The sequence below is a fragment of the Pseudotabrizicola alkalilacus genome (assembly GCF_003443995.1).
Lineage (GTDB): Bacteria > Pseudomonadota > Alphaproteobacteria > Rhodobacterales > Rhodobacteraceae > Pseudotabrizicola > Pseudotabrizicola alkalilacus.
In genome coordinates, this window is the sequence record NZ_QWEY01000014.1 from 84,614 (window position 1) to 97,734 (window position 13,121).

12 protein-coding genes and 1 pseudogene are annotated in these 13,121 nt (G+C 62.5%); 9 read left to right on the forward strand and 4 right to left on the reverse strand.

Annotated elements, in window-relative coordinates; genetic code table 11:
• The 5 genes from D1012_RS19475 to D1012_RS22730 all read left to right on the forward strand — a co-directional run bounded on the left by D1012_RS19475 (window position 1) and on the right by D1012_RS22730 (window position 5,186).
• Window positions 1-1,203 carry an amidohydrolase family protein gene (locus D1012_RS19475; RefSeq protein ID WP_118155800.1) on the forward strand — a complete coding sequence of 401 codons (1,203 nt, stop codon included), beginning with the start codon at window positions 1-3 and terminating at the stop codon, window positions 1,201-1,203.
• On the forward strand, window positions 1,200-2,690 hold the full coding sequence (locus D1012_RS19480) for an amidohydrolase family protein (RefSeq protein ID WP_118155801.1): 1,491 nt from the start codon (window positions 1,200-1,202) through the stop codon (window positions 2,688-2,690). Before D1012_RS19475 ends, D1012_RS19480 begins: the two co-directional genes overlap by 4 nt.
• On the forward strand, window positions 2,687-3,673 hold the full coding sequence (locus tag D1012_RS19485; protein ID WP_118155802.1) for an ABC transporter ATP-binding protein: 987 nt from the start codon (window positions 2,687-2,689) through the stop codon (window positions 3,671-3,673). Before D1012_RS19480 ends, D1012_RS19485 begins: the two co-directional genes overlap by 4 nt.
• Entirely contained in the window at window positions 3,670-4,662 is a 993-nt protein-coding gene (locus tag D1012_RS19490; protein ID WP_118155803.1) for an ABC transporter ATP-binding protein, read from the forward strand. Before D1012_RS19485 ends, D1012_RS19490 begins: the two co-directional genes overlap by 4 nt.
• A gap of 152 nt (window positions 4,663-4,814) precedes the next feature.
• Complete coding sequence (locus D1012_RS22730) at window positions 4,815-5,186, forward strand: hypothetical protein (RefSeq protein ID WP_158569403.1); 372 nt, start codon at window positions 4,815-4,817, stop codon at window positions 5,184-5,186.
• A 206-nt stretch (window positions 5,187-5,392) separates the two neighbouring features.
• Here the strand turns inward: D1012_RS22730 and D1012_RS22735 are convergent, their stop codons facing one another.
• Together D1012_RS22735 and D1012_RS19505 are read right to left on the reverse strand one after the other, a co-directional pair.
• The gene (locus D1012_RS22735; RefSeq protein WP_158569404.1) at window positions 5,393-5,584 is read right to left on the reverse strand and encodes a hypothetical protein; all 192 of its coding nucleotides are present in this window, start codon (window positions 5,582-5,584) and stop codon (window positions 5,393-5,395) included.
• Between the two features lie 476 nt (window positions 5,585-6,060).
• Window positions 6,061-6,468, reverse strand: a pseudogene (locus tag D1012_RS19505) (DNA methylase); the annotation flags it as partial.
• Here D1012_RS19505 and D1012_RS23345 point away from each other — a divergent pair.
• Window positions 6,449-7,066 (forward strand): hypothetical protein, encoded by a 618-nt coding sequence (locus D1012_RS23345; RefSeq protein ID WP_435530936.1) that lies wholly within the window; start codon window positions 6,449-6,451, stop codon window positions 7,064-7,066. The pseudogene D1012_RS19505 and the gene D1012_RS23345 sit on opposite strands and share 20 nt — an antisense overlap.
• 98 nt (window positions 7,067-7,164) lie before the next feature.
• Here the strand turns inward: D1012_RS23345 and D1012_RS19515 are convergent, their stop codons facing one another.
• Window positions 7,165-8,298 carry a Fic family protein gene (locus D1012_RS19515; protein ID WP_118155805.1) on the reverse strand — a complete coding sequence of 378 codons (1,134 nt, stop codon included), beginning with the start codon at window positions 8,296-8,298 and terminating at the stop codon, window positions 7,165-7,167.
• A gap of 288 nt (window positions 8,299-8,586) precedes the next feature.
• A complete protein-coding gene (locus tag D1012_RS19520) occupies window positions 8,587-8,961 on the reverse strand; it encodes an XRE family transcriptional regulator (protein WP_118155806.1) in 375 nt (124 codons plus the stop codon).
• Between the two features lie 126 nt (window positions 8,962-9,087).
• On the opposite strand from D1012_RS19520, the gene D1012_RS19525 reads away from it, so the two are divergent.
• The 3 genes from D1012_RS19525 to D1012_RS19535 are packed head-to-tail and all read left to right on the forward strand — an operon-like array spanning window position 9,088 to window position 12,484.
• Window positions 9,088-10,665: a recombinase family protein gene (locus D1012_RS19525; protein ID WP_267897839.1), complete on the forward strand. Its 1,578-nt coding sequence runs from the start codon at window positions 9,088-9,090 to the stop codon at window positions 10,663-10,665.
• A complete protein-coding gene (locus D1012_RS19530) occupies window positions 10,659-11,552 on the forward strand; it encodes a ParB/RepB/Spo0J family partition protein (protein WP_118155808.1) in 894 nt (297 codons plus the stop codon). The genes D1012_RS19525 and D1012_RS19530 overlap by 7 nt, the downstream gene beginning before the upstream one ends.
• Entirely contained in the window at window positions 11,549-12,484 is a 936-nt protein-coding gene (locus tag D1012_RS19535) for a plasmid partitioning protein RepB C-terminal domain-containing protein (RefSeq protein WP_118155809.1), read from the forward strand. The genes D1012_RS19530 and D1012_RS19535 overlap by 4 nt, the downstream gene beginning before the upstream one ends.
• Window positions 12,485-13,121: the final 637 nt, after the last annotated feature.

Below are 13,121 nucleotides of genomic sequence, written 5' to 3' on the forward strand. Positions count from 1 at the left end.
ATGACTGACTTGTTGATACGCAATACCCGCCCGATGGGTGGCGCGCCGCAGGACATCCTGATCCGTGATGGTCGCATTGCCACCATTGGCACCGGACTTGCCGCCGAGGATGTCAGGGTCGAGGACGCGGCAGGCGCCATCGCCATCCCGACGCTGGTTGATGCCCATACCCATCTCGACAAGACCACCTGGGGAATGCCCTGGTACACCGGCCGCAAGGGAGGTGCATTGCAGGATCTGATCGACAATGAGCGCAACAGCCGTATCCCCTTGGGCCTTGATGTGCACCGCCAGTCGATGCGCCATGCCATCCAGCTGATCGAAAATGGAACTGGTCATATCCGTAGCCATGTCGACATCGACACCGATCACGGGTTGTCGCTGCTGGAAGGCAAACTGCAGACCCGCGACGCGCTGAAACACGGGGTCGAGATCCAGATCGTCGCCTTTCCGCAATCCGGGCTGATGGTGCGCCCCGGCACATATGAGCTGCTGGACGAAGCCTTGGCGATGGGCGCCGATGTGGTCGGCGGACTGGATCCCTCTTCGATGGATCGTGACCCCAAAGCCTCGCTTGATGCGATCTTCCGGCTGGCGCAGAAACACGGCAAACCAATCGACATTCATCTGCATGAATATGGCGAGCTGGGGGCCTTCACGCTGGAGGAGATCATCGCGCGGACGCTGGCGCATGGGATGCAGGGTCTGGTCGGCGTCTCGCATTGCTTCTGCCTCGGCATGCCTGATCCGCATCGCGTGGGGCCGTTGATGGATGCAGTCGCCAAGGCCGATATCCGCATCTTCACCACCGGCCACCCATCAGCCGAAGTGCCCAGTCCGCAGGACATGCGGGCGGCGGGGATCAAGGTCGGGATGGGCTGCGATGGCATCCGCGATACCTGGGGGCCTTGGGGCCAGCCCGACATGCTGCACCGCGCCCGCATTGTCGGTATGAAAAACCGGATGCGCCGGGATGACGAGCTGGAGCTCTTGCTGGATGTCGCCTCGCGCGGCGGGGCCGAGGCAATGGGGCTGGAGGCGCCGGGTCTGGTGGTGGGCGGACCGGGCGATCTGACGCTGGTGGCGGGTGAGACGCTGGCGCATGCGGTGGTCGAAGAGGCACCGCGCCCGCTGGTCGTCAAGCGTGGCCGGGTGGTGGCGCGTTCCGGCAAGCTGGTGCTGCCGGGCGTGGTGATGCCATGACGGCGCTTGCCGATCTGCCTCTGGGCGCTGCTCCGCCGGGCCGCACGGCGCTGAGAGCGCAATGGGTGCTGGGCCATGTCCATGGAGGGCATTGCCTGATTCCGGGTGGCGAGGTCGTCTTTGAGGCTGGTCGTATTCTGTACGTCGGCACCAGATTTGAGGGTGAGGTGGCGCGGCGGATTGATCTTGGTCACGCCCTGATCTCACCAGGGCTGATTGACCTTGATGCACTGTCCGATCTGGATACCACCCTTCTGGCCGTTGATCATAGTCCCGGTTGGGCCAAGGGCCGGGTCTGGCCGCGCAGCTATGTCGATCGTGGCCCCTATGAGATGTATTCCCTCGAAGAACTGGCCTTTCAGAAGCGTTTTGCCTTTGCGCAACTGCTGCTGAACGGGATCACCACCGCCGCGCCGATTGCCTCGCTGTTCTACCGCGAATGGGGCGAGACGGTGGAGGAATTCACCGCCGCAGCCGATGCGGCGGGGGAGATGGGGCTGCGGGTGTATCTGTCGCCCGCCTATCGCTCGGGCGGGATGGTGCTGGAACAGCCGGGGCAGCTGGAGCCGGTGTTCGATGAGGCGCGCGGCATGGCCGGGCTACAGGCAGCGGTGGATTTCATCACCGCGCAGGATGGCCGCCATGGCGGATTGGTGCGCGGCATGCTGGCCCCCGACCGGGTAGAAACCTGCACCCTGCCGCTACTCCGCCGCACGGTGGAGGCCGCCGCCGATCTTAACTGCAAGGTCCGTCTGCACATGGCACAGGGCGAGATGGAGGTGCGGACGGTCCAACGTCTGCACGGCACCACCGCGCCTGACTGGCTGGCGCGTGCGGGACTGCTGAGCGATCAGCTGATCGCGCCGCATGCCACCAATGCCACCGAAACCGATCTGGCGCATTACGCCGCTCATGGTGTCAGCGTGGTGCATTGCCCGCTGGTCTCGGCCCGGTTCGGCTCTGCCCTGCGCAGTTTTGGGCGGCTGAAGGCGGCGGGGATCAATCTGTGCATGGGCACCGATACCGCGCCCGCCGACATGCTGATGAATCTGATGACCGGGATGCTGGCAGCGCGGATTGCCGATCCGCAGGCCCCGCATCAAAGTAGTGCCGATTTCTGGGATGCCGCCACCTTGGGCGGCGCGCGGGCACTGGGGCGCGACGATCTGGGGCGTCTGGTGCCCGGTGCCCGCGCAGATATTGCCGTGTTCCGGCTGGATGATACGGTGATGACCCCGGCTATCGATCCGATCACCACGCTGGTCGCGGGCGGTTCTGGCCGTGTCACGCTGGCCACCTTTGTCGATGGGTGGTTGTCGATGCGTCAGGGCCGGGTGGCGGGGATCGACCTTGGCACGGCACAGCCCCGCGCGCAGGCGCAATTTGATCGCCTTGTCGCCAAGTATCCCGAACGCAGTTGGCAACATCCGCCGGTGTCAGAGCTTTTTCCCCCCAGCTATCCCATCCGCCAAGAGGCCATCGCATGACCGATCAGCCCACACTTGATGTCCGCAATCTGCGGGTCGAATTCCCCGGTCGACATGGAACGGTGACTGCGCTGGATGATATCAGCCTGTCGATCCGGCCCGGCGAAATTCTTGGCGTCGTCGGCGAATCCGGGGCGGGCAAGTCGATGACCGGGCTGGCTGTTCAGCGGCTGCTGGAACCTCCGGGGCATATTGCCGGGGGCGAAGTCTGGCTGGGTGGCCGCCGGATCGACAATGTCACAGAGCGCGAGATGGAAAAGATCCGGGGGCGTGAGATCGGGGCGATCTTTCAGGACCCGCTGACCTCGCTGAACCCGCTGTTCTCGGTCGGGCGGCAACTGATCGAGACGATTTGCCTGCACAGCGATCTGTCGAAGTCGGCAGCGAAGCTGCGGGCGGTGGAACTGCTGGCCGAGGTTGGCATTCCGGCACCTGCGGAACGGGTGGCGCATTACCCGCACCAGTTTTCCGGCGGGATGCGGCAGCGCGTGGTGATTGCGCTGGCGCTGGCGGCCCGGCCAAAGCTGGTGATCGCGGATGAGCCGACGACGGCGCTGGATGTGTCGATACAGGCGCAGATCACCGCGCTGCTCAGGCGGCTGTGCAAGGAGAATGGCACAGCCGTCATGTTGGTGACGCATGACATGGGTGTCATTGCGGAAACCGCTGACCGGGTGGCTGTGATGTATGCTGGCCGACTGGTCGAGATCGGCCCCGTCGCCGAAGTGGTGGCGCGGCCGTCGCATCCCTATACGCGCGGGCTGATGGGCTCGATCCCCACGCTGGGCGCACGGGTGCCGCGGTTGCAGCAGATTGACGGGGCAATGCCGCGGCTTGATGCCATTCCGCCCGGCTGTGCCTTTAATCCGCGTTGCCCACAGGTGCATGACCGTTGCCGTCTGGAACGTCCCGACCTTCGCCCTGCCACTGCCAGCCTTGCCGCGTGCTGGCTGGCCTCTGACGCCAAGGAGAGCGCCGCATGAGCCCCGCCAGTGCTTTGACCGTGACTGACATGTCGCGCCGCTTTGACGTTTCGGCCCCTTGGCTGAACCGGGTGCTGGAGCGCAAGCCCCGCGTCTGGGTGCGGGCGGTCGATGATGTCAGCTTTGAGGTGCCGCAGGGCGGATGCCTGTCGCTCGTGGGCGAATCCGGTTGCGGCAAATCCACCGTCGCGCGGCTGGTGACGGGGCTTTATCGTCCGTCAGAAGGAAAGATCGCCTTTGCGCCGGGCGCGGGTGGCAAGCCCTTGTCGGTGCAGATGATCTTTCAGGATCCCTATGCCAGCCTAAATCCACGTTGGCGCGTGTTCGACATCATTGCCGAGCCGCTGCGCGAGTTGCGCCTGCGCGAGACAGAGGTGGAAATTGCCGCGCGGGTGGCGGAGTTGCTGAGAACGGTGGGGCTCGCCGCCAGCGACGGGCGCAAGTTTCCGCATGAATTCTCCGGCGGTCAGCGGCAAAGGATTTCCATTGCTCGGGCGTTGGCATCGGAGCCGGATTTTCTGGTCTGTGACGAGCCAACCTCGGCGCTGGACGTGTCGGTGCAAGCGCAGATTTTGAACCTGATGCGGCGGTTGCAGGACGAGATGGGGCTGACCTATCTGTTCATCAGCCACGACATGAGCGTGGTGCGCCATATGTCCGACCAGATCGCCGTGATGTATCTGGGGCGGATTGTGGAGCAGGCCCCGACCGAGGTGCTTTTTTCCGGGCCAAAGCATCCCTACACGCAGCTGTTGTTGGAGACGATTCCCAATGTCACCGATCCGCATCGGGACCGTGTGCCACAATCGGGTGAAGTGCCTAGTCCATTGACACCTCCGTCGGGGTGTACGTTTCACCCACGCTGCCCTTTGGCCGACGCCCGCTGCTCTGCAGAGCGACCCGAGATGCTGGCAATGCCGAATGGTGGTCGCGTTGCTTGCCACCGGGTGGCCGAGATGACCGGCACAATGGCGCGGCGACCGGGTTAAGCCATCAGCAGATTGCACGAGAGGATCAAACCCAGCTACCTTGACCGAATGTATTGTCTTTGCACTGGCGAGGAAGCACATGAACGAACAGCCGTTGGTGGCTGAGTGCCCCTGATTTCGCCGCGCTGTGGGATTACAAACGGGGCCGCCAGGTGAAAGAAGCTTATGATCTGACCCGCGCCATCACCCATGCCGCGCGCGAATTTGCGCCCGACCTGTTCGTCATCTTCGGCTCCGGCACCACGCAGGGCCGGGCTGTTGCCCAAAGCCTGATCCTCGCCGAATGGTGCGGGTTGAAATCAGAAGCCGATTTTCAGACATCGCAGACGGCTGCCCCTTCTTTGTCTCGATGGGCATGGAAGAGCAACGGCGCCTTGTCACCAAGGGAGACTGCGACCATCCCCGGCACAAGCGCCCTGTCCAGCCGCACGGCGGGCAGCCTTGTAGTTCAGTTTTGCCTGCCCTTCCGCCTCGCCCAAGGCCGCTGCTTGGAGCGGAGGAACCGCCGAGCATGTGGACGATGATGTCCACGCTGCCAAGTCGGCCCCCCACGGCCTCTGCCACAGTCTCGCAGCCCTGAAGAGTTGTCAGGTCGGCAGTGATGAACATGGCTTCATTCATCTCTGCGGGGTGGCGGCGCACGGTGGTCAGCACCTGTGCCCCAAGCTCGCCGAACAGGGTCGCCGTGGCCGTGCTGGCACCTTAGGTGCCCCCGGTGATCAGGGCGCGCTTAAGCGTCAAGATCGGCAAGCTCATCAAGACGGTGCACTGCGGTCCAGACCATCGCGTCGACGCGACGGCCAACAGTCCCCGCCTCCAGACAGCGAAACAGCGATGGATGCGCCAGAAGGCCACGCGCCCGCTGGAAATCATCCGGGTCCGCTGATCGGATCAGTGCATCTGCCAAGATCGCCAGACGCAACAGCGGCACATCAGCCGCACGCGTGACTTGAGTATCCCGGATTTGAGAGCGGAAACCGGTGACAACTGTCAGGCTTTCCTCCGCCTCGCGCAGCCAGCCGGTGAAAGCGGCGTCCCGTGTGGCGGCCACCCCGACCGCGCTGGCGTCGGCAAGGTCCGCCCGCGCCGCGCCTGGTCCGCCTCCGCTCGGTCCATGCCCGCGATAGCCGACGCGAGCTCGGCAAGCTCGGTGCCCCGCGCGGCGGGGTGGGCCGCCTCGGTCTCGGCGATCCGGGTCGCTAGGGCGGCACCGTGCCGGACGAGATCTGCCTCTGTGGCACGGTCCAATTCGGTGCGGCTTGCGACATCAGCAAGGTCCCGATTCAGCCGGTCGGCCTCGGCCCCATGGGTGGCGGCCTCGGTCTCTGCCTTGTCAAAGGCGCGGCGGGCTTCGGCGTGGTCCGCGATACGCTGTGCGATCTGCCGCCAGTCATCGGACACGGTGGCGGCCTCCTGGTCCTTGCCGGAGATGTGCCACAGCGTCGTCTGCTTGCGGTCGCCAGCCCAGTGACCCTTGCCGGTCTTCTTGACCGCATACCAGCAGGGTTCATGCTGCCAGTGGTAATCGCCGCGGCTGAGAACCAGCCGGTCCTTCGCCCAGATGATCTGTGACCGGACAGCGAAACCCGCTGCCACCAGGCTCTCGGCCACGGTCGTGGCGTGCAGCGCTCCATGCCAGACATAGGCAACGTCGCCGGGGAAGAGCGACCAGACCTCACGCCAATCGGCCCTATCATCGTTCAGCACCTTGCCGGTACGTTTGGTTTTGGCCGCACCCGCCTGGTTGCGCCAGGACGGATCGTACTCCACCCCATAGGGCGGGTCGGTGACCATCAGCAAGGGGCGCCGATGCGTCGCCCGACGGAAGAAGAGCTACGACTTGCTTGGCGCACTATCACTTCAGTGTACGATTTCATCTTCTGAGATTTGCAATGGCGGCGATTTCAGAGCCATTGTTTACCTCATCCACGCCGACCTGATCGCTCCCCGCACCTCGCCGAAATGTGGCGATGCCCGCCCCCCCCCTCCCTTCCGCCTCCTCGTTCAGCCGCATCCCCATGCTGATCAGGCCGTGCAGGGCGGCGTGGGCGTAGACGAAAGTGTCCAGCGCCTCATTGCGTTCGCCGTCGCGCTTGGGTTGCCAGGAGCGGATGGGGCGGCCCTTCTCGAAGCGGGTGACGACGCGTTCGGCGGTCAGTTGGCGGAAATAGTCGGCGTCGAGGCGGCGGGGGAAGTGGATGGCGCCGGGGCCGGGTTCGGTCAGTTTCAGGCGAGCATACCCGGGTCAGTTCTGGGTGAAAATCATCAACCTTCCGATACGCAGCGATTTCCGGACGCCGCGTTTTCTACGCCGCCAGTCTTGGCACCACCAGTTCTATCAATCGCAGGAATCGTGGTTTGCGCCCTCCCGCAGCCAAAATATATAACCTTTCCAAATGGTTAGAATCCGGCAAACACTTGTGTATAGGCACTCGCGTTTTACCTCAACGCCACCTCAACGTTTGACGAGTCCCCCCTGTGACCCAGGGGGCTTTTTGCGTTTCAGACCTTCAGCAGATCAAGCAGGGGATCGAAGGCGTACATCGCGGCGCGACGGCCCGAGGCTCCTTCGATCGTGCGCAGAAGTCCAGCCTCGACCAAGCGTCGCGAAAGTGCACGAGCGGACGATGGCGGAATTCCTGATCGTTCGACGAAGCGGTCGTTACGGAACACTGGACTAGCAAAGACGAAGTCCAATGCCTGATCGTGGAACTGCGAGTTCAGCACCTCGCGGAATCGTTCCCGCATCTCGCCGTGCAGGCGGAAGATCGCGTCGGCAGTCTGGATGTTGACCGTTGCCTGGGCGTGCATCGCTTGGAGAAAGAACACCACCCAGCCGGTCCAATCGCCTGTGGCGGAAACGGCCCGCATCCGCTCGATGTACTCGTCCTTGTTCGCCTCGAAGTAACCCGACACGAAAAAGTTCGGCTGATGCAGGACGCCAAGCTTCCACAGCATCAGGGTGGTCAGCATGCGGCCGATCCTGCCATTGCCGTCTTCGAAAGGGTGCAGGGCCTCGAACTCGACATGCGCAATGGCGGTGCGGATGAGGGGCCGCATCGAACTTTCGTTGATGTAGCGGACCAGTTCGGTCATCGCCGGTCCCAGTTGCTCGGGGGCGATTGGAACGTAGTAGATCTTTCCTCGGCGTTCGTCCCCGATGTAGTTCTGTTCAACTTTGTAGCTTCCCGGGCGCTTGCGGGCTCCCCGGCCAAAGGACAGCAGCTGCTGGTGCGCGGTGCGGATCAGATGCTCGCCAAGCGGTGCGCCTTCGGCCAGCGCCTGCTGGGCATTGCGCAGTGCACGGGAGTAGAGGTAGGTCTCGACGTCGTCGTTGCGCGCCTCCCGGTATGGGTCGGCGCTGCCTGCATCCTCTTCGGCTTCAAGTCGGTACAGCTCCTCGATGGTCGAGATCGTCCCTTCCATCCGGGACGAGGTGACCGCGTCCTGGCGGCGCAGGGGGGCGAGGAAAAGTTCACTGTTCACCATGCCCGACATCTTCGTATCGTACCGCGCAAGGGAGGCCGCAGCCTCTTCTAGCGGCCCAAGCAGCACTTCATAGTCGAGGGCAGATGGTGGAAAGGTGCCGATGTGATAGGTAACGGCATCTGTAAGATCGCAAGGTTTGGTGACCATATTTGTGCCGATTCTGTCATCAACGTAGTTTGACGCTAACCTAGTCACACCAAAACCGCTTGGCAACAGAATTAGGGCCAATTCTGACATCAACGTGTGTTGCCGCCAGTGAACTGCCAACAAGCACGATTGATGACAGACACGCCAACAGAACCGCCATCAACGCCTGATCTGTTGTCACCTGCCGTGCCCCCTGCGGAGAATGGTTGATCCATCCTCCGCACGAACGGTGTGGCGACCTGTTAACTTAATGACCGGACGGAACAGCATCAGACCGTTCTGAGCATGTCATGAACCCCCGGACAACTTCGGTTCCTGTCCGAGGTTTTGCAACACAATCTCAAGCGCCGGACAACCGGCACATCTGTGCCGCTGCTCCGACAGCCGCTCGGCCATGGTCAGGATCGTCAGCAGCACCGCGTCGGAATGTTGCGCCAGCAGGATGAGATGTTCTCCACTCGGCCCTCGTTCTCCTGAAAGCCAGTACTTTACGGTGCGTTCGCTCGCCCCTGTCCAGCGCATCGCCGTCTTGATGGCCTGGTGCGTCGGACCCAGTTCAGCCCGCAACGCGGCGGCCACGGCCTCGCGATAACGGGCCTGATCCGCCGCCAGGTGCACAGTTGTGCCCATTTTCGGCACAGATGTGCCCATCTTGATCCGCATTACGGCGTCCTCCTCCGGTAAACCTGTGGAGAAGACAACACAGCGGCAGATTCCATTTTGCGCCCCAGCCGATACCCCGGGTCCGACCAGACGGAGACGCCTGCATGAACTGATCGGGAAACGGGAATGGCAGGCAAAGAGCTGCCCTCAAGAAGAGATCCGGCGAACTCCCCGCCACGGCGTCGTGCCGCTGAATATGTCCGCATGTCGACAGACCATCAGAAATACTCGACCGAAAACCAGTCGGACGCGATCCGGAAATATGCCGCCGAACGTGGTTTGGAATTGGTCCGCTCCTATGCCGATGCAGGCAAGAGTGGTTTGAGGATCGAGGGTCGCGAGGCGCTGCAACAGTTGATCCAGGATGTGCAGGACGGAAGCGCGGATTTCGAGGTAATCCTTGTCTATGACGTCAGTCGATGGGGCCGGTTTCAGGATGCCGATGAATCCGCCTATTACGAATACATCTGCCGTCGCGCCAACAAGCAGGTCGAATACTGCGCCGAGCAATTCGAAAATGACGGCGGCCCGGTTGCAACCATCGTCAAGAGCGTCAAGCGCGCCATGGCAGGCGAGTACAGTCGTGAGCTGTCCCACAAGGTCTTCACCGGGCAGTGCCGCCTGATCGAACTCGGCTATCGACAGGGCGGCCCGGCGGGCTTTGGCCTTCGCCGTGTCCTGCTGGACGAACGCGGTGACGTGAAGGCCGAGCTGAAGCGTGGCGAACACAAGAGCTTGCAGACTGATCGGGTGATACTGGTTCCCGGCCCGGACGCCGAGGTCCGGACCGTTCGCTGGATCTACAGCCGGTTCCTCAAGCACGGCCGTTCGGAAAGCGAAATCGCCGCCGAACTGAATGAGCGCGGGATCCTGACCGATCTCGGCCGGGCCTGGACCCGCGCCACCGTCCATCAGATACTGACCAACGAGAAATACATCGGCAACAACGTCTACAACCGCCGCTCTTTCAAGCTGAAGCACAAGCGGGTCGCCAATGGCCCGGAGATGTGGATCCGGTCAGAAGGGGCCTTCGAGGCCATCGTCGAGCCGAAACAGTTTCGACAGGTGCAGGCGATCATCGCCGCCCGGAACCGCCGGTTTTCGGACGAGGAGATGCTGGATCGGCTGACCCGGCTGCTCCAGCGCCATGGCTATATTTCTGGCCTCGTGATCGACGAAGCAGACGGCATGCCATCCAGCGGCGCCTATGCCCATCGCTTCGGCAGCCTGATCCGGGCTTACTCCCTCGTCGGCTTTACCCCGGACCGGGACTACCACTACATCGAAGTGAACCGGTTGCTGCGGCTGTTCCACGGGGACGAGGTGGAGCGTGTGATCCGCGAGATTAGCCAGATCGGCGGTACGGTGGCACGCAATCCGGCGACGGATCTGCTGACGATCAATGGCGAATTCACCGCCTCCGTCGTCGTCGCCCGCTGCCGTAAAACCACCACGGGCGGGTTGCGCTGGAAAGTCCGCTTCGATACGGGGCTCACCCCCGACATCACCATCGCCATCCGGATGGACAGAACGAACACTGCCGCGCTCGACTATTACCTGCTGCCCCAATTCGAGATGCGACGCAAACCCTTGGGGCTTGCAGAGGAGAATGGCCTGATGCTGGACGCTTTCCGATTTCAAGCACTGGATTTCTTCTTCGACATGGCCCGGCGTGTTCCGGTTACGGAGGTCGCCCCATGGTGACCGAGGTCGAAACGCCGGGCGAAGTGCAGACCATCCCGATTTCCGCCATCACCGTGGAAAACCCACGTGAACGCTCGGAAAAGACCTTCCGCGCACTCGTGGACAGTATCGGCAAGGTCGGGCTGAAAAAGCCGATCACCGTTGCCCGGATCGATGATGAGGCAGGGGTCTCGTATCGGCTGGTCTGCGGTCAGGGACGGATGGAGGCATATGTCGCCCTTGGGGAAACCCACATTCCGGCCATCGTCGTGGATGCGAACGAAGGTGAACGGCTTCTGCGCAGCGTGATCGAAAACATTGCACGGCGCCAGCAGCGGCCGCTCGAGCTTTTGCAGGACATCACCATCCTGCGCGAGCGGGGATATTCGGACCATCAGATCGCCGACAAGACGGGGCTTTCCCTCGCCTATGTTCATGAAATCGGTGAGTTGATTGCCAACGGTGAAGAACGCCTGTTGATCGCGGTCGAAACCGGGCAGATGCCGCTCAGCGTCGCGCTCTACATCACGCGTGCCGAGGAGAAGGACGTGCAGAAGGCGCTTGAAGCCGCCTATGCCTCGGGCGAACTACGCGGGAAGAAGCTTCTGGAAGCGCGGCGGCTGGTTGAGTTGCGCCAGCGCCATGGCAAGCAGCGGGGTGGCGCGCGTAACAAACAGCCACGCGCGCGAATGACATCTGCAGCGCTGGTCAAGGCCTATCGCGTGGAGGCGGAGCGTCAGCAGGACATGGTTCGGAGGGCACAAGCGACGCGCAGCAGCCTTCTGTTTCTGGACGCGGCCTTTCAATCGCTTTTGAAGGACGAGACCTTTCTGACCCTGCTTCGCGCGGAAGGGCTGGGTAGCCTTCCGAGCATCATCGTTGAAGGGCTGCAGGAGCCAAGAGCATGACACTCGTAGGGAAAATGCCGTCGCCAAAGAGTCCCGGGTTCGAGGCAAGCCTACGACTGATCCCGATTGCCGCAATCCTGCCGGTGAAGCAGCTGTCGACCGCCGTGCCCAAAAGTCAGAAGTATGGGCAAATCGCCGCGTCGATCCGCGAGGTCGGCCTGATCGAACCACCGGTGGTCGCCCGCGCAGCGGGGCAGGACGGATCCTTCATCCTTCTCGACGGGCATGTTCGTCTGCATGTGTTGAAGGAAATGGGCGAGACGTCTGTCATCTGCCTGGTGGCCACCGATGACGAGTCCTTCACCTACAACAAGCGCATCAGCCGTCTCGCCACCATCCAGGAGCACAAGATGATCCTGCGCGCGGTCGAACGAGGCGTGTCGGAAGCCCGCATCGCTGCCGCGTTGAATGTGAACATCGCGCTGATCCGGCAAAAGCGGACCTTGCTGAACGGCATTTGTCCGGAGGCGGCCGAACTGCTGAAGGCCCGACATTGTCCGATCAACAGTTTCCGCTTCTTGCGCAAGATGAAACCTTTGCGGCAGATTCAGGCAGCAGAACTGATGATCGCCGCAAACAATTACACGGTGCCCTATGTGGAGGCCATTCTTGCGGCGACCGACTCCGCTGACCTGGTTGACCCTACGGCAAAGAAGGCACCCGCGGGGGTGACTCGCGAACAGGCTGAGCTGATGCGCTCGGAGATGGTCAATCTCCAGAAGAACATAAAGCTGGTCGAGGGCGCGCTTGGACCGGATCACCTCCGCCTTGTTGTGGCAGGCCGGTTTGTCGAGCGGCTTCTTCAGAATGACCGCCTCGCACGTTACCTCGACAGGGGCCATGGCGAAATCCTGAGAGAGTTTCGGCAGATCGTCGCCCAGCTGACACAGCATGTGCCCGTGGCGGAGGTAGAAAACGGCGAGAGCGCATAGCTCGCCCATTGCTTTGCAAGTGGACGAAGGGGACCCGGACCCAAAAGCGCGGGGACCGCGGGAGACGCCGGACGGTGGGTCGGATCAAGCGCGGCGGCGGGGATGGCGGCGAACCTGCTCGGAGCCCGCCAGGCTGGTTTGAGTTTTCACCGGCCCAATGGTCGGTGTCCGGCCATTGAAACAAACGGGCGCATTCGCCGCCGAAGGTGAATGCGCCCGTTTATCATGGCGAAGCCCTGAAGTTTCTCGTTCCACCGGCGGTCGAATCCTCTGAGGCAGACGGAGTTGCATTCGCCCAACTGCCTGGAACAGCTTTCACCGGCACGCGCGCGCTTGATTACGCAAGACAGCGTAGCCGCTCAGCATCCGAACGATGACCGCGCCTTCCAGGCCGGGCGGCCTCAAGCAGATCAATGGGTTCTGACCCTAGAGTGATGCGACCGGATCAGGCCCAATGGGCCGTACTGCGCAACCTAACCATTTGTTGGGTCACCTGAATACGTGACCCTCCTATAAGCGGAGCAATCATTCAAAGCGAGGTGTCCGGCGATGGAGTGCGTGACTGTAGAGATACACGGCGATCTGGCACGGGTCATCATTGACAACCCCCCTGTGAATGCTCTTGGGCAAGCCGTTC

What these genes read in the sequence shown, in the direction of transcription:
- D1012_RS19475 (WP_118155800.1), top strand. Translation starts at nt 1, where the DNA reads ATGACTGACTTGTTGATACGCAATACCCGCCCGATGGGTGGCGCGCCG.
- D1012_RS19480 (WP_118155801.1), top strand. Translation starts at nt 1,200, where the DNA reads ATGACGGCGCTTGCCGATCTGCCTCTGGGCGCTGCTCCGCCGGGCCGC.
- D1012_RS19485 (WP_118155802.1), top strand. Translation starts at nt 2,687, where the DNA reads ATGACCGATCAGCCCACACTTGATGTCCGCAATCTGCGGGTCGAATTC.
- D1012_RS19490 (WP_118155803.1), top strand. Translation starts at nt 3,670, where the DNA reads ATGAGCCCCGCCAGTGCTTTGACCGTGACTGACATGTCGCGCCGCTTT.
- D1012_RS19515 (WP_118155805.1), bottom strand. Translation starts at nt 8,298, where the DNA reads ATGGTCACCAAACCTTGCGATCTTACAGATGCCGTTACCTATCACATC.
- D1012_RS19520 (WP_118155806.1), bottom strand. Translation starts at nt 8,961, where the DNA reads ATGCGGATCAAGATGGGCACATCTGTGCCGAAAATGGGCACAACTGTG.
- D1012_RS19525 (WP_267897839.1), top strand. Translation starts at nt 9,088, where the DNA reads ATGGCAGGCAAAGAGCTGCCCTCAAGAAGAGATCCGGCGAACTCCCCG.
- D1012_RS19530 (WP_118155808.1), top strand. Translation starts at nt 10,659, where the DNA reads ATGGTGACCGAGGTCGAAACGCCGGGCGAAGTGCAGACCATCCCGATT.
- D1012_RS19535 (WP_118155809.1), top strand. Translation starts at nt 11,549, where the DNA reads ATGACACTCGTAGGGAAAATGCCGTCGCCAAAGAGTCCCGGGTTCGAG.